The organism is Pseudomonas sp. S3_C06 (assembly GCF_054667675.1).
Map to the genome: position 1 here is coordinate 4,061,040 of NZ_CP162747.1, position 25,560 is coordinate 4,086,599.

22 protein-coding genes are annotated in these 25,560 nt (G+C 60.2%); 20 read left to right on the forward strand and 2 right to left on the reverse strand.

The window, feature by feature from the left end; translation table 11 throughout:
• The first annotated feature begins 17 nt into the window (after positions 1–17).
• From AB4N44_RS18085 to AB4N44_RS18130, 10 genes are all read left to right on the forward strand, one after another.
• A complete protein-coding gene (locus tag AB4N44_RS18085) occupies positions 18–2,174 on the forward strand; it encodes a type I secretion system permease/ATPase (protein WP_127925365.1) in 2,157 nt (718 codons plus the stop codon).
• Positions 2,164–3,531 carry an HlyD family type I secretion periplasmic adaptor subunit gene (locus AB4N44_RS18090; protein WP_007918311.1) on the forward strand — a complete coding sequence of 456 codons (1,368 nt, stop codon included), beginning with the start codon at positions 2,164–2,166 and terminating at the stop codon, positions 3,529–3,531. Before AB4N44_RS18085 ends, AB4N44_RS18090 begins: the two co-directional genes overlap by 11 nt.
• 374 nt (positions 3,532–3,905) lie before the next feature.
• The gene (locus tag AB4N44_RS18095; protein WP_137219079.1) at positions 3,906–4,802 is read left to right on the forward strand and encodes a TauD/TfdA dioxygenase family protein; all 897 of its coding nucleotides are present in this window, start codon (positions 3,906–3,908) and stop codon (positions 4,800–4,802) included.
• Positions 4,803–4,824: 22 nt separating this feature from the next.
• The gene (locus AB4N44_RS18100) at positions 4,825–5,685 is read left to right on the forward strand and encodes an ABC transporter ATP-binding protein (RefSeq protein ID WP_127925367.1); all 861 of its coding nucleotides are present in this window, start codon (positions 4,825–4,827) and stop codon (positions 5,683–5,685) included.
• Positions 5,686–5,705: 20 nt separating this feature from the next.
• Positions 5,706–6,572 (forward strand): ABC transporter permease, encoded by an 867-nt coding sequence (locus AB4N44_RS18105; protein WP_122844384.1) that lies wholly within the window; start codon positions 5,706–5,708, stop codon positions 6,570–6,572.
• A 201-nt stretch (positions 6,573–6,773) separates the two neighbouring features.
• Positions 6,774–7,691, forward strand: coding sequence for a LysR family transcriptional regulator (locus AB4N44_RS18110; protein ID WP_025113444.1), 918 nt, complete (start codon positions 6,774–6,776; stop codon positions 7,689–7,691).
• A gap of 225 nt (positions 7,692–7,916) precedes the next feature.
• Positions 7,917–9,455 (forward strand): MFS transporter, encoded by a 1,539-nt coding sequence (locus AB4N44_RS18115; protein ID WP_150750269.1) that lies wholly within the window; start codon positions 7,917–7,919, stop codon positions 9,453–9,455.
• Between the two features lie 27 nt (positions 9,456–9,482).
• A complete protein-coding gene (locus AB4N44_RS18120; RefSeq protein ID WP_460108172.1) occupies positions 9,483–10,553 on the forward strand; it encodes an HlyD family secretion protein in 1,071 nt (356 codons plus the stop codon).
• Positions 10,550–12,157 (forward strand): efflux transporter outer membrane subunit, encoded by a 1,608-nt coding sequence (locus tag AB4N44_RS18125; protein ID WP_460108169.1) that lies wholly within the window; start codon positions 10,550–10,552, stop codon positions 12,155–12,157. Before AB4N44_RS18120 ends, AB4N44_RS18125 begins: the two co-directional genes overlap by 4 nt.
• Positions 12,158–12,212: 55 nt before the next feature.
• Positions 12,213–13,793: a glycosyltransferase family 39 protein gene (locus tag AB4N44_RS18130; RefSeq protein WP_460108166.1), complete on the forward strand. Its 1,581-nt coding sequence runs from the start codon at positions 12,213–12,215 to the stop codon at positions 13,791–13,793.
• 5 nt (positions 13,794–13,798) lie between these two features.
• Here the strand turns inward: AB4N44_RS18130 and AB4N44_RS18135 are convergent, their stop codons facing one another.
• Complete coding sequence (locus tag AB4N44_RS18135; protein WP_077570069.1) at positions 13,799–14,557, reverse strand: slipin family protein; 759 nt, start codon at positions 14,555–14,557, stop codon at positions 13,799–13,801.
• Positions 14,558–14,559: 2 nt separating this feature from the next.
• Complete coding sequence (locus tag AB4N44_RS18140; protein WP_174245034.1) at positions 14,560–15,090, reverse strand: NfeD family protein; 531 nt, start codon at positions 15,088–15,090, stop codon at positions 14,560–14,562.
• A gap of 173 nt (positions 15,091–15,263) precedes the next feature.
• On the opposite strand from AB4N44_RS18140, the gene AB4N44_RS18145 reads away from it, so the two are divergent.
• The 10 genes from AB4N44_RS18145 (at position 15,264) to AB4N44_RS18190 (ending at position 25,350) form a co-directional block, all read left to right on the forward strand.
• Positions 15,264–15,725: an aminoacyl-tRNA deacylase gene (locus AB4N44_RS18145; protein ID WP_127925372.1), complete on the forward strand. Its 462-nt coding sequence runs from the start codon at positions 15,264–15,266 to the stop codon at positions 15,723–15,725.
• Positions 15,726–15,853: 128 nt separating this feature from the next.
• Positions 15,854–16,099 (forward strand): DUF2789 domain-containing protein, encoded by a 246-nt coding sequence (locus tag AB4N44_RS18150; RefSeq protein WP_127925373.1) that lies wholly within the window; start codon positions 15,854–15,856, stop codon positions 16,097–16,099.
• Positions 16,100–16,200: 101 nt separating this feature from the next.
• Complete coding sequence (locus AB4N44_RS18155) at positions 16,201–17,676, forward strand: Fic family protein (protein WP_460158119.1); 1,476 nt, start codon at positions 16,201–16,203, stop codon at positions 17,674–17,676.
• Positions 17,677–17,793: 117 nt separating this feature from the next.
• Positions 17,794–18,222: a MarR family winged helix-turn-helix transcriptional regulator gene (locus AB4N44_RS18160; protein ID WP_038367319.1), complete on the forward strand. Its 429-nt coding sequence runs from the start codon at positions 17,794–17,796 to the stop codon at positions 18,220–18,222.
• The gene (locus tag AB4N44_RS18165) at positions 18,219–20,282 is read left to right on the forward strand and encodes an FUSC family protein (RefSeq protein WP_460108162.1); all 2,064 of its coding nucleotides are present in this window, start codon (positions 18,219–18,221) and stop codon (positions 20,280–20,282) included. The genes AB4N44_RS18160 and AB4N44_RS18165 overlap by 4 nt, the downstream gene beginning before the upstream one ends.
• Positions 20,279–20,488, forward strand: a complete 210-nt coding sequence (locus tag AB4N44_RS18170; protein WP_007917703.1) for a DUF1656 domain-containing protein — start codon at positions 20,279–20,281, stop codon at positions 20,486–20,488. Before AB4N44_RS18165 ends, AB4N44_RS18170 begins: the two co-directional genes overlap by 4 nt.
• Complete coding sequence (locus AB4N44_RS18175; RefSeq protein WP_127925377.1) at positions 20,485–21,387, forward strand: efflux RND transporter periplasmic adaptor subunit; 903 nt, start codon at positions 20,485–20,487, stop codon at positions 21,385–21,387. The genes AB4N44_RS18170 and AB4N44_RS18175 overlap by 4 nt, the downstream gene beginning before the upstream one ends.
• On the forward strand, positions 21,384–22,826 hold the full coding sequence (locus AB4N44_RS18180) for an efflux transporter outer membrane subunit (protein WP_460108158.1): 1,443 nt from the start codon (positions 21,384–21,386) through the stop codon (positions 22,824–22,826). The genes AB4N44_RS18175 and AB4N44_RS18180 overlap by 4 nt, the downstream gene beginning before the upstream one ends.
• A gap of 93 nt (positions 22,827–22,919) precedes the next feature.
• Positions 22,920–23,555 carry an NADH:ubiquinone oxidoreductase subunit N gene (locus tag AB4N44_RS18185; protein ID WP_095113887.1) on the forward strand — a complete coding sequence of 212 codons (636 nt, stop codon included), beginning with the start codon at positions 22,920–22,922 and terminating at the stop codon, positions 23,553–23,555.
• Between the two features lie 289 nt (positions 23,556–23,844).
• Entirely contained in the window at positions 23,845–25,350 is a 1,506-nt protein-coding gene (locus AB4N44_RS18190; protein WP_460108156.1) for a YdgA family protein, read from the forward strand.
• Positions 25,351–25,560 lie beyond the last annotated feature (210 nt).

The following is a 25,560-nucleotide window of genomic DNA, read 5'->3' on the forward strand; positions in this document are numbered from 1 at the left end:
GTCAAAGAGTGTCGAGCGTGGAATCAGAAGTCAGTCGAGTTCAACTCAGTCATGATCCACGCGCGTTGCACGACGATCCGTTACTGGACGGCCTGCTCGCCCTTTGCATGCTCCATCAGAAACCCGCCAGCGCGGCGATGCTGACCACCGGCCTGCCGCTGCCCAAACAACGCCTGAGTGTCGAGTTGCTGCCCCGCGCCGCGGCTCGCGCCGGCCTGCAAGGGCGCGTGCTACAGCGCAAGCTGGAAGAGATTCCGGCGATCGCCATGCCGGCCTTGCTGCTGCTCAAGGATGGCCGCAGCGCTGTCCTGCTCGGCTGGCAGGGCGACAATGAAGCACGGGTGCTGCTCAGCGAAACCGACGGCGGCGAGTCCATCGTCAGTCGCGAACTGCTCGCCGACGATTACACCGGCAAAGTTTTCTTCGCTCAGCCGCAACACAAATTCGACGTCAATCACGGCACGCTGATTCCGCGTGCGCGCTCGTGGTTCCGCGACACCCTCAAGCGTTCGCGCTGGCTGTATGCCGATGCGATCGCCGCGAGTTTCCTGATCAACATCATTGCCATGGCTGCGCCGCTGTTCGTGATGAACGTCTACGACCGCGTGGTGCCGAACCAGGCCGAAGCGACCCTGTGGGTGTTGGCGCTGGGCATCACCGGCGCCTACCTCTTTGACCTGATCCTCAAGAGCCTGCGCAGTCTGTGCCTGGATCTGGCCGGGAAGAAAACCGACCTGATCATCTCGGCGACGCTGTTCGAACGCATCGTCGGCATGTCGATGAAATACCGCCCGGCGCGGGTCGGCAGCTTTGCGCAGAACATCCACGAGTTTCAGAGCCTGCGCGACTTCCTTGCCTCGCTGACCCTGACCAGCCTGATCGACCTGCCGTTCACCATCCTCATCTTCATCGTCATCGCCATTCTAGGCGGGCATCTGGTGTGGATTCCGGTGCTGGCGTTCCCGATTGCGTTGCTGATCGGCTACGCCTTGCAGAAGCCGCTGGTGGCCACCATGGAACGCACCATGGCCCTCGGTGCCGAGCGCCAGTCGAGCCTGATCGAAACCCTCGCCGGCCTCGACGCGGTTAAGGTCAACAATGCCGAAAGCGAACGTCAGTACCAGTGGGAGCAGACCATCGGCACCCTCAGCCGTCTCGAACTGCGGGTGAAAATGCTCTCCGGCCTGGCGATGAACATCACCCTGCTGATCCAGCAACTGGCCGGGGTGATCATGATCGTCTTCGGCGTCTACCAGATCATTGCCGGCAACCTGAGCATGGGCGGTCTGATTGCCTGCTACATGCTTAGCGGCCGCGCCCTCAGTCCGCTGGCCTCGCTGTCCGGTCTGTTGACCCGTTATCAGCAGGCACGGGTAACCATGACTTCGGTCGACCAGATGATGGAGCTGCCGCAAGAGCGCAACTTCGAAGAGCGCCCGTTGAGCCGCAAGGTTTTGCAGGGCGCGATCGAATGCCGCCAGCTCAACTTCACCTACCCGGAACAACAGAACCCGGCGCTGAAAAACATCAACCTGGTGATCCGTCCCGGCGAGAAGATTGGCATCATCGGCCGCAGCGGCTCGGGCAAAAGCTCCCTCGCCAAACTGCTGGTCGGCCTGTATCAGCCGGACGATGGTGCGCTGCTGGTCGACGGTGTGGATATCCGCCAGATCGACGTCAGCGAGTTGCGCTACAACATCGGCTACGTGCCGCAGGACATTCAGCTGCTGGCCGGCACCCTGCGTGACAATCTCGTCTCTGGCGCACGCTATGTAGAAGACGAGCTTGTCCTGCAGGCGGCCGAACTGGCCGGCGTCCACGAATTCGCTCGTCTGCATCCGCAAGGCTATGAGCTGCAAGTTGGCGAACGCGGGCAGAACCTCTCCGGTGGCCAACGGCAGAACGTCGCGCTGGCCCGGGCGTTGTTGCTCAATCCACCGATCCTGCTGATGGACGAGCCGACCAGTGCGATGGACAACACCGGTGAAGAACGCCTCAAGCAACGCCTCGCCGCCGTGATTGAAAACAAGACCGTGGTGCTGGTCACGCACCGGGCTTCACTGTTGTCGCTGGTCGATCGTCTGCTGGTGATCGATCGTGGACAAATTCTCGCCGATGGCCCGAAAGCCGCCGTGATGGAAGCGTTGAAGAAGGGGCAGATCAGTGTTGCTTAAGTCGGGTTTCAAGGATTCGATCCGTCGCTACTTCAAGGGCTCTGCCTCACTGCAGGGCCAGCCGCTGCCGGAGGTCAACAAAGCGCTGATCGAAGACGCCCCGCGCGTCGTGCGCCTGACCATCTGGGCGATCATCGGCTTCTTTATCTTTCTGCTGCTGTGGGCCAACTTCGCCGTGATCGACGAAGTGACCAAGGGCGACGGCAAAGCGATTCCGTCGTCGAAGATTCAGAAAATCCAGAACCTTGAGGGCGGGATCATCTCCGAACTGTTCGTCAAGGAAGGCCAGATCGTCGAAGCCGGCGCACCGTTGATTCGTCTCGACGACACGCGATTCGCCTCCAACGTCGGCGAAACCGAGGCCGATCGTCTGTCGATGCTGCTGCGCGTTGAGCGTCTCAGCGCAGAGGTCGACGACCGTCCGCTGAATTTCCCCGAGGACGTGCTCAAGGCTGTTCCGGGTCAGGCGAAAAGCGAAGAGTCGCTGTACATCAGCCGCCGTCAGCAGTTGCACGACGAGATCGGTGGTTTGCAGGAGCAGTTGATTCAGCGTCAGCAAGAGCTGCGCGAATTCGCCTCCAAGCAAGCGCAGTATCGTCAGCAGCTCGGCTTGCAGCGTCAGGAAATCAACATGTCCGAGCCGCTGGTGGCCCAGGGCGCGGTGTCCCCGGTGGAAGTCTTGCGTCTGAAGCGTGCCGAGGTGGAAACCCGTGGTCAGCTGGATGCGACGACGCTGGCCATCCCGCGTGCCGAATCGGCGATCAAGGAAGTGCAGCGCAAGATTGATGAAACCCGTGGCAAATTCCGCAGTGAAGCGCTGACCCAACTCAACGAAGCACGCACCGACCTGAACAAGGCCAGCGCCACCGGCAAAGCGCTGGAAGACCGCGTCAGCCGCACGCTGGTGACATCGCCGGTGCGCGGCATCGTCAACAAGCTGCTGGTCAACACCATCGGCGGCGTGATCCAGCCGGGCAGCGACATGGTCGAAATCGTACCGCTGGACGACACCTTGCTCGTCGAAGCGAAGATCCGTCCGCAGGACATCGCCTTCCTGCACCCGGGGCAGGAAGCGATCGTGAAATTCACTGCCTACGACTACACCATCTACGGCGGGCTCAAAGCCAAGCTTGAGCAGATCGGTGCCGACACCATCACCGACGAAGACAAGAAAACCACGTACTACATCATCAAGGTGCGCACTGAGCGTAGCCACTTGGGTACCGATGAAAAGCCGTTGCTGATCATCCCGGGGATGGTTGCGTCGGTGGATATCATTACCGGCAAGAAGTCGGTGTTGAGCTACCTGCTCAAGCCGATCATCCGCGCGCGAGCCGAGGCGTTGCACGAGCGCTAGATCTTCGTCGCTGCTGACGGCCTCTTCGCGAGCAGGCTCGCTCCCACATTTGGATTTCTTTTGAACACAGAATTTGTGTCCACTGAAAATCGACTGTGGGAGCGAGCCTGCTCGCGAAGGCGTCAGCAAAATCACCACCTTACTGTCAGTAAGTGACAAAAACCGTCACTCACCACTCAGTCCATTCCTCACCAATCGCCATATCGTTATTCAATAACGGTATTTAATCTCCAGTTCTTATAGCTATAAAGTCATCCCCCTGCGTACCTGCCGACCAATCGGCGCGCCGCACGACCTGAACCAACACGCAATCCAGCGTGAGTGTCTGATCGACGAGCGCGCCCGTGAGCGCGCCGTGCGTGGGAGATGGAAAGATGTCCGCAGCTACTGCTTCCCCAAGCGCCGCGACCGCCGCGCCGCAATCCTTTGAAATCCGCCCGTTCAGCGGTGCCGTCGGCGCCGAAATCATCGGCCTCGACCTCACCCGGCCGATCAATGATCAAGACTTCGCGCGCATCCATCGCGCGCACCTGGATCACCACGTCGTGGTGTTCCGCGACCAGCAAATCACCCCGCAGCAACAGATCGACTTCAGCCGCCGCTTCGGCGTGTTGCAGATCCATGTGCTCAAGCAATTCCTGTTGGCCAACCACCCGGAAATCCTCATCGTTTCCAACATCGTCGAAAACGGCCAGAACATCGGCCTCGGCGATGCCGGCAAGTTCTGGCACTCCGACCTCTCCTATAAAGAGCTGCCAAGCCTTGGCTCGATGCTCCACGCGCAAGAACTGCCGTCCGAGGGCGGCGACACGCTGTTCGCCGATATGCACAAAGCCTGGGACAACTTGCCCGAAGCGTTGCGCAAAGCGGTCGAAGGCCGCAGTGCTGCGCACTCCTACACGGCGCGTTACAGCGAAACCAAATTCGAAGGCAACTGGCGCCCGACCTTGACCCCGGAGCAACTGGCTCAGGTCGCCGAAGTGGTGCATCCGGTGGTGCGTACGCACCCGGAGAACGGACGCAAGGCGCTGTTCGTCAGCGAAGGTTTTACCACGCGCATCGTCGGCCTGCCGGAAGACGAGAGCCAGCAACTGCTGAGCGAGCTCTATGCCCACAGCGTGCTGCCGCAAAACATCTACCGCCATGAGTGGCAGCCCCACGACCTGGTGTTCTGGGACAACCGCTCGCTGATCCATCTCGCCGCCGGCTGCCCGGCGCACCTGCGCCGCAAGCTGTATCGCACGACCATTCAGGGCGACGCGCCTTTCTGATTCGCCGGAGATTGATCAAAAAATGAACGCTCCCTTGCCAGGCCACGCGGCCAGCAACCCGATCGCCCGCAGCGACGCGTTGCTGGCGGTCGATCATGTCAGCCTCGAATATCGCACGCCGCAACGCGTAGTGCGCGCCACCCACCAAGTCAGTTTTGAAATCGACCCGGCCGATCGCTACGTGCTGCTCGGCCCGTCCGGTTGCGGCAAATCCACCTTGCTCAAAGCGGTCGCCGGGTTCATTCAGCCGTGCGAAGGTGAAATCCGCCTGCAAGGCCAGCGCGTCGACGCACCGGGGCCAGACCGGATTGTGGTGTTTCAGGAATTCGATCAGCTGCCACCGTGGAAAACCGTCAAACAGAACGTGATGTTTCCGCTGCTCGCGTCGCGAACGCTGAAGAAAAAAGCAGCTGAAGAGCGCGCGCTGCACTATCTGGAAAAAGTCGGGCTGGCGGCGTTCGCCGATGCTTATCCGCACACTTTGTCCGGCGGCATGAAGGCGCGCGTGGCGATTGCCCGGGCGTTAGCGATGCAGCCGAAAATCCTCTTGATGGACGAACCGTTCGCCGCGCTCGATGCACTGACCCGACGCAAGATGCAGGAAGAGTTGCTGCTGCTCTGGGAAGAGGTGCGCTTCACCCTGTTGTTCGTTACCCACTCGATTGAAGAGGCGTTGGTGGTCGGTAATCGCATCCTGCTGCTGTCGCCGCATCCCGGCCGAGTGCGCGCCGAAGTGCACAGCCATCAATACGACTTGCACAGCTTGGGTGGCGTGGCGTTTCAGGAGTCGGCGCGGCGCATTCATCGTCTGCTGTTCGACGAAGGTCAGTCGCCGGAAACCGAGCGTGACCACGACTTCAACGACATTCGCATCGCCTATTGAGCGGCCAGGAGGATTACCCGATGAGCCATTCATCATCTGTGCGTGAAGAATTCGAAGTTGTGCTGGAGCCGCTGACTGAAGTGCCGGTCGAGCGTGAACTGTCGCTCGGCACGCGGCTGTGGCAACAGGGCTGGCTGCGTAAAGGCCTGATCCTGATTGTGCTGGCGGTGCTGTGGGAAGTGGTCGCGCGGATTCAGAACAATGACCTGATGCTGCCGAGTTTCCTGCAGACCAGCCATGCGCTGTTCGAGGGTCTGCTCAGTGGTGAGTTGCTGGCCAAGGTGTGGATATCGCTGGTGGTGCTGATCAAGGGCTACCTCATCGGCATCGTTCTGGCGTTTGCCCTGACCACGCTGGCGGTGTCGACGCAATTGGGCCGCGATCTGCTGAGTACGATGACCTCGATGTTCAACCCGCTGCCGGCGATTGCTCTGTTGCCGCTGGCGTTGCTGTGGTTTGGCCTGGGGCAAAACAGCCTGATTTTCGTGCTGGTGCATTCGGTGTTGTGGGCGTTGGCGCTGAACACCTATGCAGGGTTTCTCGGGGTTTCGGACACCCTGCGCATGGCTGGGCGCAATTATGGTCTGAAGGGGTTGCGACTGGTGCTGTTCATCCTGATTCCGGCGGCGCTGCCGTCGATTCTCGCCGGGTTGAAGATCGGTTGGGCGTTTGCCTGGCGCACGTTAATCGCCGCTGAGCTGGTGTTTGGCGCGACCAGTGGCAAGGGTGGGCTGGGTTGGTACATCTTTCAGAATCGCAATGAGCTGTACACCGACAAGGTGTTTGCCGGGTTGGCGGTGGTGATTCTGATTGGCTTGCTGGTGGAGAATCTGGTGTTCGATACGCTGGAGCGGGTGACCGTCAAGCGTTGGGGGATGCAGCGGTAATTTTTGGCGTGACGGCTGGCTCCTTCGCGAGCAGGCTCGCTCCCACATTTGATCTCCTGTGGGCACAGGTTTTATGAACGACTGAAGTCCATTGTGGGACCGAGCCTGCTCGCGAAGGCGTCTTTGAAGGCGCCGCCAAAGCTGAAGGATGTTTGCTAGCATTGCGCCCAGATCAATCCTGATCAGCCAAGAGTGCTCAGTATGCAACTCCCGGACATGAACCTTCTGGTCGCCCTCGACGCCTTGCTCGACGAGGGCAGTGTGGTCGGCGCCGCACGGCGGATGAACCTCAGTCCGGCGGCGATGAGCCGTACCCTGACGCGAATCCGCGAAGCTATCGGCGATCCGATTCTGGTGCGAGCCGGTCGGGGTCTGGTGCCAACGCCCAAAGCCCTGGAATTACGCGAGCAGGTGCGCGATGTGGTCGAGCAGGCCGCGCTGTTGTTCCGCTCCGCCGACACCGTGGAGCTGGGCACACTGCGCCGCCGTTTCAGCATCCGCGCCAATGATTTTTTCATTGGCGTTTACGGCGGCAAGCTGTTCGACACCCTCGATCAACTGGCGCCGCACTGCGAGTTGCGCTTTGTCCCGGAAGGCGATGGCGATGATGAAGCCCTGCGAGAAGGGCGCATCGATCTGAGCGTCAGCAACACCCGGCCCGTCACCCCTGAAGTCAAAGTGCAGAACCTGTTTTCTACACACTTCGTTGGCTTGGTGCGTGAAGACCATCCCTTGCTCGACGGCGAAATCACTGCCGAGCGCTATGCCGGGTTTTCCCACATCAGCATGTCGCGCCGCGGCATCGCTCGCGGCCCGATTGATACCGCGCTGAATGCGCTGGGTCTGGAGCGGCGCGTCGCGGTGATCGCGCCGAGTTTCCATGCGGCGATGTTTGCGTTGCCTGATTCCGACCTGATCCTGCCGGTGCCCAAGGAAGCGCTGCTGAGTGTGCGCCGGCTGGGTTTGAAACTGCGTTCGTTCGACCTGCCAATCCCTTTGCCGACGCTGATGCTGACTCAAGCCTGGCATCCCCGATTCGACAAGGATCCCGCGCACCGCTGGCTGCGCGAAACCCTCAAGGCCTGTTGCGACGAAACCTGGCTGGCGGCCCAGCCTTAATCCCCGAGAAAACACAAAACCCTGTGGGAGCGAGCCTGCTCGCGAAAGCGCTGGATCAGTCACCCATGATATTGACTGACCCGACGCCTTCGCGAGCAGGCTCGCTCCCACAAGGGATGTTCATTGTTGTGTCTGGCGCACTTATAACCTGCCAATAAGTCAATTTTCGTCATTGCCAAGCCCGACTAAGATGCTCCGGTATTTTTCCCTCCGGAGTGTGAATTCATGACATCCCTGACGGCAGCAGCGCCCATCGCTGCGGCCAGCCCGGCGACGGCGGCCACGCCACCGGTGTTCGGGGCGCGGATCATCATTGGCCTGGTCGGCGTGCTGCTGGCGGTGCTGGTGTCGGGCCTCAACGAGATGGTCACCAAAGTGGCCCTGGCCGACATCCGTGGCGCGCTGAGCATCGGTTACGACGAAGGCACCTGGCTGGTTGCCAGTTACACCGCCACCTCGGTCGCGGCCATGGCCTTCGCGCCTTGGTGTTCGGTGACCTTCTCGCTGCGCCGCTTCACCCTCTGCGCGATCGGTCTGTTCACTCTGCTCGGCGTGCTGTGCCCGTTCGCACCCAATTACGAAAGCCTGTTGCTGATGCGCATCCTGCAAGGCCTCGCCGGCGGTGCGTTGCCGCCGATGTTGATGACCGTGGCCCTGCGGTTTCTGCCCGCCAACATCAAGCTTTATGGTCTGGCTGGTTATGCGCTAACGGCGACATTCGGCCCGGGTCTGGGCACGCCGCTGGCCGGTTTATGGACCGAATACGTCGGTTGGCAATGGACGTTCTGGCAGATCATCGTGCCGTGCCTGATCGCCATGGCGGCTGTGGCGTATGGCTTGCCGCAGGATCCGCTGCGCCTGGAACGCCTCAAGTCATTCAACTGGAAAGGCCTGCTGCTCGGCTTTCCGGCGATCTGCATGCTGGTGATCGGTTTGCTGCAAGGCAATCGACTGGACTGGTTCGAGTCGAGCCTGATCTGTGGATTGCTCGGCGCCGGCTCGTTGCTGCTGGTGGCGTTTTTGATCAACGAGTGGTCGCAGCCGATTCCGTTTTTCAAATTGCAAATGCTCGGTATCCGTAACCTGTCGTTCGCGCTGATGACCCTGGCCGGTGTGCTGATAGTTCTGCAGGCGGTGGTGTTGATTCCGTCGAGTTATCTGGCGCAGGTGCAGGGTTATCGCCCGGCGCAGACCGCACCGATCATGCTGATCGCCGCATTGCCGCAACTGATTGCGCTGCCGTTGGTGGCAGCGTTGTGCAACCTGCGCTGGGTCGATTGCCGCTGGGTGCTTGGCATGGGTTTGAGCATGTTGACGCTGTCCTGCCTGGGCGGATCGCTGCTGACTTCAGAATGGATTCGCGACAATTTCTACGTCCTGCAATGGCTGCAGATCTTCGGTCAGCCGATGTCGGTGTTGCCGCTGTTGATGTTGTCCACCGGCAGTATCCAGCCGCAGGACGGGCCGTTCGCCTCCGCGTGGTTCAACACGGTGAAAGGCTTGGCGGCCGTGGTCGCTACCGGGGTGATCGAAGCGCTGACCACCGCGCGTCTGCATTTCCATTCGACCATGTTGGTCGACAGCCTCGGCAATTCACCGCTGGCCGATCGCAGCGATCCGGGCCTCGCCCATCGCCTGCACGAACAGGCCGTGGTTCTGACTTCTTCCGATCTCTACGTGTGCATGGCTGGCGTCGCAGTGGCGTTGATCCTGCTGATTTTCTGGCTGCCGACGCGGATTTATCCGCCGCGCGCACCGACCTGATTGCTGCACTGAACAATGAAGGTTTTTATGACGACTCAAGCAAAGCAAAAACTTGCGGTGGCCGTAGCGGCCGCGCTGGCTGTCGGCGTGTTGGTGTACCTGGCGCTGCCCGGTATGTTTGGCAAACGCACCCAGCAAAATACCAACGACGCATTCGTCTCCGCCGACTACACCCTGGTGGTGCCGCGTGTGGCCGGTTTCATCAAGGAAGTGCTGGTGGAAGACAACCAGCAGGTCAAAGCCGGGCAGTTGCTGGCGCTGATCGATGATCGCGATTTGCGTGCGTCGGCTGAAGCGGCGGATGCGCAAACTCTGGTGGCGCGGGCGCAGTTGCAGAACGCCAAGGCGACGCTGGAGCGCCAGACTTCGGTGATCGCTCAGGCGCAAGCCTCGGTAGTCTCGGCCAAGGCGGAAATGGCGTTCGCCCAGCAGGAATTGAATCGCTATAACCACTTGGCGGGCGTTGGAGCCGGCACCGTGCAAAACGCGCAACAGGCGCGCACGCGCATCGATCAGGCCACGGCTCATCTCGACACCGCCACGGCGAAACTGGCGGCAGAGCGCAAGCAGGTCGACATTCTCACGGCTCAGCGGGATGCCGCCGAAGGCAGTCTGAAACACGCGCAAGCGGCGTTGGAAATCGCCAGTTTCGAACTGTCTTACACACGCATCACCGCGCCGCAGAACGGCATGGTCGGCGAAAGGGCCGTGCGCGTCGGCGCCTATGTGACGCCGGGCAGCAAGCTGCTGGCCGTTGTGCCGCTGAAACAGGCTTACGTGGTGGCCAATTTTCAGGAAACACAACTGACTGACGTGCAGCCGGGGCAAGAGGTGCAAGTACGTGTCGACAGCCTAGGTGGTGAAGCGCTGACCGGTCGCGTCGAGAGTATCGCCCCGGCGACGGGCGTGACCTTTGCGGCGGTGAAACCGGATAACGCCACGGGTAATTTCACCAAGGTGGTGCAGCGGATTCCGGTGAAGATCATGCTCGAACCGGGTCAGCCGTTGGCCGAGCGCTTGCGCGTGGGGATGTCGGTGGAAGCGAGTATTGATACCACCAGTTCGGCGATGTCGGTGCGTGAGGTGACTCAGCGATGAGCATTATTGACCGAACCGACGCCTTCGCGAGCAGGCTCGCTCCCACAGGGAAAACGCAATCCAAAATGTGGGAGCGAGCCTGCTCGCGAAGAGGTCAGTGGCAGCAAATCAGTTTGAGTGCCTTGCTAACAGTAAGCCTCACCGCCTGCACCGTAGGACCAGACTTCCAGAAGCCCGAAGCCCCACAAATCGCCGACTGGGCCAAACCCGCCAAGTCCGCCCCCAGTCAAGCCGTCAGCGAACCCCTCAACGAACGCTGGTGGGAAGTCTTCCACGACCCGCAACTCTCCGCGCTCACCCAACGTGCGGTGCAGAGCAACCTCGACCTGCAACTGGCCAGCAGCCGTCTGCAACAAAGCCGCGCCGCGCGCCAGGTGATCACCGCTGACCGTTATCCGAGCACCGCCGCCGCGGGCAGTTACGCGCGCAAACGCAACAGCGGCGAGGGTCTGAACGATCCGTCCGGACACAACGGCGATTCAGCTTTCAATCTGTGGGACGCCGGCTTCTCCGCCTCATGGGAACTGGATTTCTGGGGCCGCGTGCGCCGCGAAACCGAAGCCGCCGACGCCAACCTCGAAGTCGCCGAAAACGACCGCCGTGGCGTGTTGCTTACTGTGCTTGCTGATACCGCACAAAACTACATTCAGTTGCGCGGCGTGCAGAACACTCGCGCGGTCACCGAGCAGAACCTCGATGTCGCCCGGCACAGCCTCAAGCTCTCGCAATTGCGTCTGGCCGACGGCGTGGCGACGGACCTCGACGTCGCCGAAGCCGCCGCACAAGTCGCAGCTATCGAGTCGCGGCTGCCCGCGCTGGAACAGCGTCAATCGCAGTTGATCAACGCCATCAGCCTGCTGATGGGCGAACCGCCACAGGCCCTCGCAAAAGAGTTATCCACCGACGCCGCCGTGCCGCAGTCGCCGCTGCAAGTCGCCATCGGCCTGCCGTCGCAACTGGCCGAACGCCGCCCGGACATCCGCCAGGCCGAAGCGCGACTGCACGCGGCCACCGCCAAGATCGGCGTGGCCAAAGGCGACTTCTATCCACGCATCACCCTGTCCGGCAACCTCGGCTCGCAAGCCATGCAACTCAGCGATTTCGGCTCCTGGGGTTCGCGTGCCTTTGGCATCGGCCCGCAATTCAGCCTGCCGCTGTTCGACGGCGGACGCCTGCGCGGCGTGCTGCAATTGCGTGAAGCGCAGCAGCAGGAAGCGGCCATCGCCTACCAGCAGACCGTGTTGCGCGCCTGGCATGAAATCGACGATCAGTTGACCGCTTACAACGCCAGCCAGCGCCGCCGCGACAGCCTTGCAGAAGCCGTACGTCAGAACCAGATCGCCTTGCGCACCGCGCAACAGCAATACGTCGAAGGCGTGGTCGATTTCGTCAACGTTCTCACCGTGCAAGGCGCACTGCTGGCAACGCAGGAGCAATGGGTGGAGAGCTCCACCGGCGTGTCGCTGGCGATGGTCGGGCTGTACAAGGCCTTGGGCGGCGGTTGGCAATCGGTGTATCCAGAGGCGAAAATCGCCGCCGGGTTGCCGGGTGTCGTGAAAGCGCCAACCGGCATCGACGGTTCCGCCGTGGCTGACCTAAAGTGATGGGCAGGTTGGCGCGTCATACTCTCGTGGCGCTGCGGCGCGGCAAGAGGAAGCGATGGCGGTCAACAGAGTCACGCCAATGGGCGACACGCAAGATCCGTTTGCCGCGCCCGGTTCCTGGTTCGGCAGCCTGCGTTGGGTGCGCTGGGTAAAAAATCACTGGCTGTGGCCAATTCTGGCGCTGGCCGCGTTCGTGCGTTTTTATGACCTGACGGCGGCGGCGATCTGGGGCGATGAAGGCTCCAGCCTGCTGCTGGCGCGCTACTCGCTGAGTGAAATCTGGCAACACGCTGCGTTCGATGTGCATCCGCCGCTGTACTTCATGCTCTTGCATGGCTGGATCGGGTTGTTCGGGGACGGCATCTTTGCGCTCCGCTGTCTCAGTGCGCTGGCCGGCATTACGGCGGTCGGACTGGGCATTTGGCTGGTGGACCGTCTGGCCACTCGACGCGCCGCGTTTATCGCCGGATTGTTGCTCGCACTGCTACCGACCGCGGTGCGTTACAGCCAGGAAGTGCGCATGTACGCGCTGCTCGGTGCGCTGCTGCTCGCCGCGAGCCTGGCGCTGGTCTACTGGATCCGGCGCCCGCAACGCCGTGACTATCTCGTGGTTTACGTGGTGTTGATGAGTGCGGCGTTCTACACCCATTATTTCGCCGTGCTGGCCGCACTGTGTCACTGGGTTTATCTGCTCGGCATTCGCGTGCAGCGCGGTTATCGCTTCCGGCATATCCAGCGCGCGGACTGGTGGTTGGCGAATCTGGCAATAGGCGTGCTGTATCTGCCCTGGTTGCCAAAACTGCTCGACTTGATGCAGCACATGCAACAACTCGAAGTCGGCGGCGATGTCGGTTGGGAGCCAGCGGTGACGCTGGGTTCGCTGCCGTCGATGATCTGGTCATGGCTGATTCAGGACGATGGCGAGAGTCTGCCGCTGCTGGTCTTTGGCGCGCTGCCGTTGGCACTGCTGGTGCTGGCAGTTGTCGCCGTCATGCGCGATCGCAGTGTTTCGCGCGGCAGCATTCTGCTGGCGCTGTACACCGGTCTGCCGCTGTTGCTGGTGTATCTGGTGTCGTTCATTACGCCAGTGTTCATCGAGCGTTATCTGACGGCGTACGCCCTCGGCCTGCCGATGCTGACGGCGTTGGCGATCGACCGTTTGTACAACCGCGTGCGGATGTTGGCATTGGCGGTGCTGCTGTCGTTGATCGCTGTGGAACTGGTCGGCGTGAACAACAACGCCACGGTCGACAGTCATGATCAACTCGACACGGTAGTGACGTACGTCAACCAGCATTTCCTGCCCGGTGACCGCATCGTCACCAGCGACATGCTCTGGTATCTGAGCTACGTCTACTACGATCGCACCGGGGCGCAGGTGCGCCTCTTCACGCCACCGAAAGCCGATGGCCGATCGACGCGGCCAAATGAGTACGGGTTCGGCACGCTGGTGACGAGTGATGTCTATTTGAACAGCCTGACGGAGCTGCCAGCCGGAGGCCGGGTCTGGCTGGTCGGAACCGTCGACGAGCCACAAGAGTTCTCACCGCTACCCGCAACCTGGCAGCCCAGCGCTGAAGTCCATGCGGGCGGGATGCAAGCACGCTTGTTCGTGCCCAAACCTGCGGGTGAATAGGCGGGTCAGGATTTCCCCGACAAATCCGCCATACCCTTGAGCAATTCAATCGGCAACGGAAAGACAATCGTCGAACTCTTGTCGCCGGCAATCGAACTCAAGGTCTGCATATAGCGCAACTGCATCGCCCCGGGCTGACGGCCGAGCATTTCCGCCGCTTGCATAAGTTTTTCCGAGGCCTGCAACTCGCCCTCGGCGTGGATCACCTTGGCCCGCCGCTCGCGCTCGGCTTCAGCCTGTTTGGCAATCGCCCGCACCATCGATTCGTTGAGGTCGACATGCTTGATTTCGACGTTGGCGACCTTGATGCCCCAGGCATCGGTCTGCGCATCGAGCACTTGCTGGATATCGATGTTCAACTGCTCGCGTTCGGCCAGCAGTTCATCCAGTTCATGCTTGCCGAGCACCGCACGCAGGGTGGTCTGGGCTAACTGGCTGGTAGCGGAAAGATAGTCCTCGACCTGAATAATCGCCTTTTGCGGGTCGAGTACGCGGAAATACAGCACGGCATTGACCTTGACCGACACGTTGTCGCGGGTGATCACGTCCTGCGGCGGCACATCGAGGACCACGGTGCGCAGGTCGACCCGAACCATTTGCTGCACCACCGGAATCAACAGGATCAGCCCCGGGCCTTTGACTTGCCAGAAACGTCCGAGCTGGAACACCACGCCGCGCTCGTATTCACGCAGGATGCGGAACGTCGAGCCGGCGAGAACAATCACCAACAGCAGCAGCGCAACAAAACCGATTTGCAGACCCATGATCACTCTCCGAGCGGTGCCGCGTCAGTCGCGGCCACTTGCAGCAACAATCCCTTGCGACCCACCACTCGCACCGATTGCCCGGTGTGCAGCGCAGTGGCGCTGAGCACTTGCCAGCGCTCACCTTGCAGTTGCACCCAGCCATTACGGGCATCGCCCGGTTGCACCGTGGTGATCGCGGTGACACTGCCGAGCAGGCCGGCATCGCCACTGACCGCGTGCCGGGGGCGGGTTTTCAGGGCGCGAATCAGCAGCGCAATCAACAACAGAGCGCTGATCAGGCCAAGGCCGATCATCATCGGCACCGGCAACTCGGCGTTGCTCAGAATCAGCGCGCCGATGACGAACATGATGATCCCGCCCAAGCCAATGACGCCGTAATTGGGCAGTGCAGCTTCAGCGATCAGAAATACGATACCCAAGGTGATCAGCCACAAACCGACCGGACTCATCGGCGGCAATGAAGTGTCGGCAGCGAGGGTTGAACCGCTGATCAGCAGGAGCAAGGCAAGCGCACAACATCGGCTGTTCACGTGACCCTCCGTGAGCGTCATGTCTGTAATTACAGTCTAGTTGAGGGTTGCGCTGGCTGAGTTTTGATCAATGAGCGGATGTGTCCAGTGGGCGGAATTCTCTGCACCAACCCCTCGCCGAACTAGACTCAAAGACACGGCAACCACCGTTCAGCGCGACACCGAGGTGCATCATGCGCATGGCAAGAAAAGTACAGAGCAGCCTGAACCGGGCGCACTGCGAATACGACGTCGTCGCTCACCGGCATTCATCGAGCAGCCTGGAAACCGCACGGGTCGCCGGGGTGCCTGCCGAGCGGGTGGCCAAATCGATCATCCTCGACGACCACCATGGGCATTACCTGATGGCCGTGCTCCCGGCCAGCCGTCACCTGGACCTGAGCAAAGTGCGCACCAGCGGCGAATGGCAACTGACCCGCGAAAGCAATCTGGCGCACATTTTCGATGATTGCGAACGCGGCGCGGTGCCGCCGCTGGGTGGCTCTTATGGCCTGGACATGGTCATCGACCCGTTGCTGACGCGGCAGAAGGATATTTATCTGGAGGCGGGCAACCACAACTATCTGCTACACATGAGCATGCCGGAGTTTCTGAAAATGGTGCCGCATGCCGAGGTGCGGGAGTTGAGTGATTAGGTTTCGTGGCGCCGGCACTGACGCCTTCGCGAGCAGGCTCGCTCCCACAGGTTGATCGCATTCCCCTGTGGGAGCGAGCCTGCTCGCGAATAATCTTCCAAACACCCCATTCATCAAGGAATTGCTCAATGGAAAGCCCAACGCACAGCTTGCCATCCCTGTTCAAACAACTCGGCCTTCCCGACGATCCGGTCAACATCGACAAATTCATCGCCACCCATTCCCCGCTCAAACCCAAACTGCATTTGGCTGATGCGTTTTTCTGGACGAAGAGCCAAGCGGATTTTTTGCGTGACGAGATTTTGGATGACGCCGATTGGGCGGAGGTGGTGGATCAGTTGGATGTGTTGTTGCGTAAGGGCAGAAGTGTGTAAAAAAAATTGTAGGAAAAGGCTGTAATGTAAAAAAAACATGCGCGATGTAAAAAAAACTGGGCTTTAATCGTCGCAGTGAATTTTTTATGTGGACGATGACGATGCCAACTGTTGGATATGCCCACCTGCGTGATGCGCTGAAGCTTAATGCATTTGCCCCCAAGCGCATTGCGATGATCAAACCGGTTACCCGGATTACCTTGATCGGTGAGTGTCTAGCGGTTCCAAACGGCGTCGCGCCGGCACAGGGTTCGACACTTGAGCACATCTTGTTTGCTCTGAAGCATGAGGGAATAAACCTGTGCATTCTTGCTCAAGCGCTTGAAACCGTTGAAGCGGACGAGTTGCTAGGTGAGTTGAGCCGATCACCTAACGGGGTATTTATCCGCAAAGCCTGTTTTCTTTGGGAAAGTTTCACGGGCAAACAGCTGGAATATTCCGTACCGGTTCGGGGCAACGTTGTCGCTTTGTTTGATCCCAAGCGTTATGTCACCGGGCCTGCAATTCGAAATAGTCGTTGGCGGGTAGATTTTAACGGGTTGGGGTCAATGCGTTACTGCGCCACAGTCGAGCGTACGACGGAGCTGCAGGCGCTGCTTGATCTGGACATCCTTGGTCGAGCCCAGGCTTTTATGGCTACGTTGCCGCCGGAAATGATGGATCGGGCAATCAATTGGGCCTATCTGCATGAGACCCGCGATTCTTTTGCTATTGAGAAAGAAGAGCCCAACGAAGAAAAGTCGCGTCGTTTTGTTCGGCTTCTCCGCCAAGCCCATGAGCGAACAGAGTTGAGCGAAGACTATTTGGTCGAGTTGCAGAACAGTACGGTTTCCAATCCTTTCGATAAAGCTGTGCTTTTCCGTCATGAACAGAACCATTTACACAACGGCTTGAGAGGCGCAGCTGGCGTCAGCTATGTCCCGCCTCCACCGCAATTGTGCAGGGAGTTGATGGACGAGTTGATGAGTTTTGCCAATCACTCAGCCAAGCAGGTTGAACCGTTGATAGCTGCAGCGGTTGTGGCTTTCGGGTTTGTCTTTCTTCACCCGTTCATGGATGGCAATGGTCGACTTTCACGTTTCCTGATTCACCAGACGCTTTGCCACTCTGGCGCTCTAAAAAATGGTTTGTTGTTACCGGTTTCCGTAGCGATGAAACACGAAGAGTCTGGCTATCTCGAAGCGTTAAAGGAGTTCTCGAAACCAGCAAGAGAGTTCTGGAATGTCACTTGGCTGGACGCTGATCAGATGGCTTTCGATTTTATTGGGCACGACTCGATCTATCGATTCTGGGACGGGACTCAATGTGCAGAATTTACCTTGCAGATGGCCTTGCGAGCATTGGAAGTGGAGCTGCGCGAGGAGACCGAGTTTCTTGAAAAATACGACTACGTCATCAAAGAGGTGAATGGGCGTTTTGACGTACGGGGGAGCGACCTCTCGAAATTGGTAATGATGTGTCTGGACAACGGTGACAAAGTTTCAAAGCATCGACGTAAGCAGTTCCAGTTCAGCGTGCCGGAGGAGGTTTTCGATTTCATTGAGCAGATTGCGGGTGATTTCGATTCGGTAGGCTAACCCTGAACAGGCAATTTGTTTCAAAACTTGACTGAAATTCCCCTCCAATGCGATATTGATAGTTAGCAAACTAACAGTGTGCATTTCCCCGTGCCGAACGATCTCGACGCTCTCCAGATGAACATCAGCAGTGCCATGGTGGTGGCCGCCAGGCATTGGCGGAAGATCTGCCAGACCACGCTGGTCAACTATGGAATCTCCGAAGCCTGCGCCGTCCCGCTGCTAATGATCGGGCGTCTGGGCGAGGGCGTGCGCCAGGTGCAAGTGGCGCAGGCGGCCGGGATGGAGAGTCCGTCGCTGGTGCGTCTGCTCGATCAGCTCTGCCATTCCGGCTACGTCTGCCGCACCGAAGATGCCCAGGATCGCCGCGCCAAATGCCTGAGCCTGACCGACACCGGGCGTGAACTGGTGCAAGCGGTCGAGATCGAACTGGTGCGCTTGCGTCACGAGGTGCTCGAAGGCATCGAGCAAAGCGATCTGGAAGCTACGCTTCGGGTACTCAGAGCTTTTGAGGCGGCCAACCCGCCATGGGTGGTTAATTCTTGAACGGTTTTTTCTCCGGCATTCCGCCAGCCCGCGACTGGTTCTACGGGGTGCGGACTTTTGCAGCGTCGATGATTGCGCTGTACATCGCCTTGCTCATGCAAATGCCGCGTCCGTATTGGGCGATGGCCACGGTGTATATCGTCTCCAGTCCGTTTCTCGGGCCGACCAGTTCCAAGGCGCTGTACCGTGCCATCGGTACTTTTCTCGGTGCGGCAGCGGCGGTTTTTTTCGTGCCGATGTTCGTCCAGAGCCCGTATGTGCTGGTGGTGGTCATTGCGCTGTGGACGGGGATTTTGTTGTTCCTGTCCCTGCAACTGCGCACGGCCAACAACTATGCATTGATGCTCGCCGGTTACACCCTGCCGCTGATTGCCTTGCCGGTGGTGGATAACCCGCTGGCGGTGTGGGACGTGGCGGAAGCGCGGACCGAAGAGATTTTCCTCGGCATCGCCGTTGCCGCCGTGGTCGGTGCGATGTTCTGGCCGCGTCGCTTGGCGCCAGTGTTCAACGACGCTGTGAGCAAGTGGTTCGCCGACGCGACGACCTACAGCCTGAAATTCCTCAGCCGCGACGTGCAGCCCGAGGAAGTCACCGCGCTGCGCATGGCCATGGTCGCCAACTTCAACAGCCTTGAATTGATGATCGGCCAGTTGCCCCACGAAGGCGCGCGACCGCAAACCGTGCGCAACACCAAGGAATTGCGCGGGCGCATGATTCATCTGTTGCCGGTGATCGATGCGCTGGAAGATTCGCTCTACGCCCTCGAACGGCGCACGCCGGAACTGGTGGAAAAATTCGCACCGCTGCTGGCCGCGACCCGCGAATGGCTTGCTCATCAGGACGCCGATCTCGACCGCTGGCAAGCCCTGAAAGGTCAGCTCGAAGCCCAGCAGCCGAGCATCGAGGCACTTGAGGATCGCAGGCAGTTGCTGTTCTCAAATTCGATTTATCGCCTCGGCGAATTCATCGATCTGTGGCAAGACTGTCGCAGTCTGCAGGACGCGATTCTTTGCGAACGCCAGGACAGCTGGCGCGCGGTGTATCGCCACTGGCGCCTGGGTCGGCTCACCCCGTTTATCGATCGTGGGCTGATGCTCTACTCGGCGGCCTCGACCGTTCTGGCGATCATCACTGCCTCGGTGCTGTGGATTCTGCTCGGCTGGCCGGACGGCGGTAGCGCAGTGATTCTCGCCGCGGTGGCCTGTAGCTTTTTCGCCTCGATGGACGACCCGGCACCGCAGATTTACCGGTTCTTTTTCTGGACCGGCATGTCGGTGCTGTTCGCCAGCCTTTATCTGTTTTTGATTCTGCCCAACCTGCATGACTTCCCGATGCTGGTGCTGGCGTTTTCCATCCCGTTCATCTGCGTCGGCACGCTGACGGTGCAGCCGCGTTTTTTCCTCGGCATGCTGCTGACGCTGGTCAACACCTCGTCGTTCATCAGCATTCAGGGCGCTTACGATGCGGATTTTTTCGCCTTCGTGAACTCCAACCTCGCTGGACCGATCGGCCTGCTGTTCGCTTTCATCTGGACGCTGGTGGCGCGTCCGTTCGGCGCCGAGCTGGCGGCCAAGCGCCTGACCCGTTTCAGCTGGAAAGACATCGTCCATATGACCGAACCGGCCAACCTTGCCGAACACCGCAAATTGGGCGTGCAGTTGCTCGATCGACTGATGCAGCACCTGCCGCGTCTGGCCCTCACCGGCCAGGACACCGGCATCGCCATGCGCGAAGTGCGCGTCGGCCTGAACCTGCTCGATTTGCTCGCCTACACCCCACGGGTGACCGGCGCGCCGAACGCGCTGTTGCAGCAAGTGGTCAGTGAAGTCGGCGAGTATTTCCGCGCCTGCCTCAAGGCCGGCGAACGCTTGCCGGCGCCAGCGCCGTTGTTGATGACCCTCGATCGCACTCGTCGCGCACTCAATGGCCACGGCGACGATGAAACCCGTCTGAATCTGTTGCACGCCTTGAGCGGTTTGCGTCTGGCGCTGTTGCCCGGCGTCGAATTCGTCTCCAGTGCCGACTCCGAAGAACCGCTGCCCGATGGAGCGCCCCTATGATCGGTGATCTGGACATCAGCGGCATTTTCCTGCCGACCCTGCTGGTGTTGATGGGCATCACTTATGTGCTGTTTTTGCTGGTGCATGCCGTGCTTACGCGCGTGCACTTTTACCGTCTGGTCTGGCACCGGGCATTGTTCAACGTGGCCCTCTACGCCGTGCTTCTGTACGGCGTGGACTCACTCAGTCGATACCTGATGACATGAAAAAACCGTTCTTGACCATCGGTCGCGTGGTACTGACCCTGCTGATCGTGACTTTTGCCGTTGTCCTCGTCTGGCGCATGGTGATGTATTACATGTTTGCGCCGTGGACCCGTGACGGCCACATTCGCGCCGACATCATCCAGATCGCCCCGGACGTGTCCGGATTGATCCAGCAGGTTGAAGTGAAAGACAACCAGTTGATCAAGCGTGGCCAGGTACTGTTCAGCATCGATCAGGATCGCTTCAAACTGGCGCTGCGTCAGGCCAAAGCGGCTGTCGCCGACCGCGAAGAAACCCTCGCTCAGGCCCAGCGCGAAGCCAAGCGTAACCGTGGTCTCGGCAACCTGGTGCCCGCCGAGCAACTGGAAGAAAGCCAATCGAAGGTTGCCCGCGCGCAATCGGCACTGGCCGAAGCCATGGTCACCGTGGACAGCGCCCAGCTCAACCTCGACCGCTCGGTGATCCGCAGCCCAGTCGACGGTTACGTCAACGACCGCGCGCCGCGTCCGCAGGAGTTCGTCACCGCCGGGCGTCCGGTATTGTCGGTGGTCGACAGCAATTCGTTCCACATCGACGGCTATTTCGAAGAGACCAAACTCGACGGAATTCATGTCGGCCAGTCGGTGGATATCCGCGTGATCGGCGACCGCGCCAAACTGCGTGGGCATGTCGAAAGCATCGTCGCCGGCATCGAAGACCGCGACCGCAGCAGCGGCAGCAACTTGCTGCCGAACGTTAACCCGGCATTCAGCTGGGTGCGGCTGGCGCAGCGGATTCCGGTGCGGATTGCCTTTGATGATGTGCCGGCAGATTTCCGCATGATCGCCGGGCGCACTGCCACCGTTTCGATCATCGACGATCAGAAAGCCGACGACCGCAAGCAGGAGCCCGTGCAATGAACCGGGCGCTGATGATCGCCGGGTTGGGCGTGATGCTCTCGGCCTGTCAGATGGTCGGGCCGGACTATCAGGTGCCTGAGGATGCGGCGGTGCAGCGCAAGGATTTTCAGGGTGAACTGGCCGTGGCCGGCAAACCGGTAGTCTCGGCGCCGGTGCCGGCCGATTGGTGGCGTCTTTATAAGGATGCGCGGCTGGATCAACTGGTGCAGCAGGCCATGGCCTCCAACACCGATTTACGCGTCGCGGCGGCGAACCTGCAGCGGGCTCGCGCTCAGGTCGATGAGGCCGAAGCCGCGGGCGGCTGGAGCGCAGGCGTGAAGATGGGCGCGCAGCGTTTGCAAGAGTCTGGTCAGGCATTCTTGCTGCCGGAAAAAGTCCCGGTCGATAACGTCGGCGACATCGGCATCAGCGCTTCTTATCAGTTCGATCTGTGGGGCACTTTGCAGCGTGGCATCGAAGGCGCAAAGGCCAATGCCGACGCGACCCAGGCCGCGGCAGACACGGCGCGGATCACCTTGGTGGCAGACGTCGTGCGTGCTTACACCCAAGTCTGCGCGGCCAACGAAGAACGGGAAATCGCCGAGCATTCCCTCGACCTGCAATCGCAAAGCACCACGCTGATCCAGCGACTGCGTGACGCCGGTCGTGGTGACGAAACGCAGGTCACCCGTTCGCAAACCCAGTTCAAATCTCTGCGCGCCGACTTGCCGCGCTATGAAGCCGCGCGTCAGGCAGGGCTGTTCCGTCTGTCGATGCTGTTGGCGAAACCGGTCGATCAATTGCCGGCCGGTACCGCTACCTGCGCAGAACTGCCGAAAATCGCCCAACTGCTGCCAGTCGGCGATGGCGCTGCGCTGCTCAAACGTCGCCCGGACATTCGCCAGGCCGAACGTCGTCTGGCCGCTTCGACCGCCGGGATCGGCGTCGCCACTGGCGAGTTGTATCCGGACATCAGTATCGGCGCGACCATCGGCACTGTTGGTCTCATCGATGACTTGGGTGATCCGTCGACCAACCGCTGGGGCTTTGGCCCGTCGCTGAGCTGGAAAGTGCCGACCAACGGCGCCCGCGCGCGTATTCGTGAAGCTGAAGCGACCACCCAGGGCGCCTTGGCACACTTCGACGGCGTGGTGCTCAACGCCATTCGCGAAACCCAGACCGGCCTCGCTCAGTACACCGCACTACTTCAGCGGCGCGACGCACTGGCCGATGCCGAGCAATCGGCGAAACTGGCCGCCGACCAGACCCACCGCTTCTTCCAGGCCGGCCGCGAGTCGTTCCTGGCTGACCTGCAAGCAACGCGCACCTACACCGACGTCACCGCGCAACTGGCCGCCGCCAACACCCAGGTCGCCATGAGCCAGATCGATTTGTTCCTCGCCTTGGGCGGCGGCTGGGAAAGCGGACGAACGCACGCGACAAGCGCCAGCAAACCCTGAGGCCGTTGCTATGCTTTGAAGTGTTGAAGGGGCGCCCCGTGCACAGCGCCCCTTCAGCGCACATTGCTAGCGCTGGTCTAGGGGAAACCAATAATGAAAAACCCTTACGCTCTCGGCTTCTGGTGCGCCCTGGTAGCGTTGGTGCTGCTCTCGGCCACTTATTTCTACGGCATCATGCTGGCTCACCAGATCGACAAGGCCATGGTCTTCCTCGACAGCGCCGTCGCGCTGATCGCGGTCATGGCAATCGTCGTCGTGGCGTGGGCGTCGGTTCAGGTGCAACGGGTCAAGAAACGGCAGCTTGAACAAGGCAAGACTCTGGTGCTGATCTGGGACACCAAAGTCGCTCTGCGCCGGGTCGAAACCGTGTTCGACCGGTATTTCTGGGGTAGCTACTGGCAACCCGGGCGGACCTTCGCCGAGGTCATGGGCGAGCTCACCGGCACGCCACTGGAAAAAAGCCTCGAAGCGCTGAAAAAGCAGTGTCTGGAACTCGACAAGCAGATTGATGGCGAGGGCTGGCACTGGCTCAACAATGCCCGGGAATTGTCCGACGTCGCCACGGCTATGGCCCGTGAACGCTATCAACTGGATTTTTGCGACCCGCGCGCCGACGGGCCGGGCGGGGCGGTGATTGATCGGGACTTTGAAGTGCTGGTGTACACCTGGACCGCGCGGCTGAAAAGCTTTGATCATCAGCTGGATGAGATCGAGGTTCAGTATTCCTGATTCTCTGCTGAATCATCTGGCCCCTTCGCGAGCAGGCTCGCTCCCACAGGTACAGTGTTGTCCTTGTGGGAGCGAGCCTGCTCGCGAAGGCGGACTGAAAAACACCGAAACTCTTCCCGCCTGTCGACTGTCCACAATTCCCATAGACACTCTTTAACCTTTAAACATTGGGCCAGCTCACGCGCCCGGTGCTAATCTCCACCGCTGAATTCAGCGCAGTCGAGCCGCGACCCGGTCACGGGTTCAGGGAAGACGACACTCACAGCCACGGAAATCGATCAGGTCATTCATGAATAAATCAGCAGGCGTGCTCCTCGGAATTGTTGTTGCCATCGGCGCGATCAGCGCAGGCGGGGCCTGGTACACCGGGACCAAGATCGAAGGCGTGCTGAACGACGCCGTCACCAACGCCAACCAAGAGCTGCAAACCGCGATGGCCGGCTCCAACGGCACCGCATCGCTGGAGCTGGTGTCGCTGGAACGCCACACCTTCACCAGCACCGCGCACTACCGCCTCAAAGGCGAAGGCGAGATGTTTGGTGATGCGCCGGTCGAACTGCTGTTCGTAGACCACATCGAACATGGCCCGCTGCCGTTCTCGCGTCTGGTTTCGCTGAAATGGCTGCCGGTCATGGCCACCAGCAACTACGAGCTGGAAAAGAACCCAGCCACCGAGAAGTGGTTCGCCGCCACCAAGGGCGCCGCGCCGCTCAAAGGCGTGACCAGCATCGGCTACGACGAATCCACCACCAGCACCCTCGACCTGCTGCCGTTCGAAACTGCGCTGGATGAGCAGTCGAGCCTGAAGTTCTCCGGCCTGACCATGAATATCTCTGCTAATGCCAAAGCGCAGAAGGTCAAGGCGGACGGCTACATGGACAACCTGAAACTGGTCACCGTGGCTGAAGACCAAGCGCCGGTGCAGGTCGAACTCAACGGTCTGACCCTGGCCAGCAACCTCGCCAAGAGCAGCTATGGCTACTACACCGGGGAAAACACCCTGGTGCTGACCAACAGCAAAACCACCTTCGGCACCAAGCAATCGGTGCTTGGCGTGAAGAACTTCGAAATGAAGAACCTCACCGAAGAAAACGGCAGCAATGCCTCGGGTCGTGCTGACTACAAGATTGGCGAAGTCAGCCTCAATGACAAGAAAGTCGGCTCGGCGAACATGGCCATGAGCCTGAAAAACCTCGACATCCCGTCGACGATGTCACTGATGCAGATCTACCAGACCAAACTGCAGCCTTATGAAAAAGCCGCCGCCGAGGCAGCAGCCCAGGGCTTGCCAGCGCCAGAGCTGAACCTGACCGAAGCGGAAAATGCGCAGGTCAAAGCCGATCTGCAAAAACTGCTGGCCGCCGGCCCACAGTTTGCGCTGGAAAACCTCTCGTTCAATACCGCCAACGGCGAGAGCAAGGCCAATCTGGTGATCGACCTGACCAAACCGCAATCGATGGATCTGCCGCCGGATCAGTTGGGCAAACAACTTATCGCGTTGCTGGATCTGAATATCCAGGTGTCCAAGCCGATGCTGGTCGATCTGCTCAGCGTGCAGGCGCAGCTGGACGGTCAGACCGATGCCAAAGCCATCGTCGATCAATCCAAGGAAGCGGCCGATATGTTCGCCGGCATGGCGGTTGGTTCGCAGTTGGCCGTCGTCGACGGTACCAACGTGGTGACCAAGCTGCATTACGCCGCCAATCAGGTCGAATTCAACGGCCAGAAGATGACCGTCGAGCAGTTCGTCGGCTTCCTGATGAGCAAGTTCGCCGGCGTCACGCAAGTGCAGTAATCCTGCGTTCTTGATAGCAACGCCCGGCCTCTGTATCGCACAGACGCCGGGCGTTTTGCTGTCTGGCGTTCGGGTTTTCGGCTGAACCGCCAGCACGATTCTGAACAATTATTGTGTTCTGGATATTGCTCTGCGCTTGCGTGCAAAACTGCCTGACTAAGCTTGGCCGTTGCATGTGCATTGGCGGCCACCGTTACGAAAGGGCAAGGA

Excerpts from the sequence above, each read along its gene's own strand:
- AB4N44_RS18135 (WP_077570069.1), bottom strand. The coding sequence starts at position 14,557 with ATGGGTCTGCAAATCGGTTTTGTTGCGCTGCTGCTGTTGGTGATTGTT.
- AB4N44_RS18110 (WP_025113444.1), top strand. The coding sequence starts at position 6,774 with ATGCAACTCCCGGACATGAACCTTCTGGTCGCCCTCGACGCCTTGCTC.
- AB4N44_RS18125 (WP_460108169.1), top strand. The coding sequence starts at position 10,550 with ATGAGCATTATTGACCGAACCGACGCCTTCGCGAGCAGGCTCGCTCCC.
- AB4N44_RS18115 (WP_150750269.1), top strand. The coding sequence starts at position 7,917 with ATGACATCCCTGACGGCAGCAGCGCCCATCGCTGCGGCCAGCCCGGCG.
- AB4N44_RS18180 (WP_460108158.1), top strand. The coding sequence starts at position 21,384 with ATGAACCGGGCGCTGATGATCGCCGGGTTGGGCGTGATGCTCTCGGCC.
- AB4N44_RS18145 (WP_127925372.1), top strand. The coding sequence starts at position 15,264 with ATGCGCATGGCAAGAAAAGTACAGAGCAGCCTGAACCGGGCGCACTGC.
- AB4N44_RS18100 (WP_127925367.1), top strand. The coding sequence starts at position 4,825 with ATGAACGCTCCCTTGCCAGGCCACGCGGCCAGCAACCCGATCGCCCGC.
- AB4N44_RS18130 (WP_460108166.1), top strand. The coding sequence starts at position 12,213 with ATGGCGGTCAACAGAGTCACGCCAATGGGCGACACGCAAGATCCGTTT.
- AB4N44_RS18175 (WP_127925377.1), top strand. The coding sequence starts at position 20,485 with ATGAAAAAACCGTTCTTGACCATCGGTCGCGTGGTACTGACCCTGCTG.
- AB4N44_RS18185 (WP_095113887.1), top strand. The coding sequence starts at position 22,920 with ATGAAAAACCCTTACGCTCTCGGCTTCTGGTGCGCCCTGGTAGCGTTG.
- AB4N44_RS18150 (WP_127925373.1), top strand. The coding sequence starts at position 15,854 with ATGGAAAGCCCAACGCACAGCTTGCCATCCCTGTTCAAACAACTCGGC.
- AB4N44_RS18170 (WP_007917703.1), top strand. The coding sequence starts at position 20,279 with ATGATCGGTGATCTGGACATCAGCGGCATTTTCCTGCCGACCCTGCTG.
- AB4N44_RS18160 (WP_038367319.1), top strand. The coding sequence starts at position 17,794 with ATGAACATCAGCAGTGCCATGGTGGTGGCCGCCAGGCATTGGCGGAAG.
- AB4N44_RS18190 (WP_460108156.1), top strand. The coding sequence starts at position 23,845 with ATGAATAAATCAGCAGGCGTGCTCCTCGGAATTGTTGTTGCCATCGGC.
- AB4N44_RS18155 (WP_460158119.1), top strand. The coding sequence starts at position 16,201 with ATGCCAACTGTTGGATATGCCCACCTGCGTGATGCGCTGAAGCTTAAT.
- AB4N44_RS18095 (WP_137219079.1), top strand. The coding sequence starts at position 3,906 with ATGTCCGCAGCTACTGCTTCCCCAAGCGCCGCGACCGCCGCGCCGCAA.
- AB4N44_RS18105 (WP_122844384.1), top strand. The coding sequence starts at position 5,706 with ATGAGCCATTCATCATCTGTGCGTGAAGAATTCGAAGTTGTGCTGGAG.
- AB4N44_RS18120 (WP_460108172.1), top strand. The coding sequence starts at position 9,483 with ATGACGACTCAAGCAAAGCAAAAACTTGCGGTGGCCGTAGCGGCCGCG.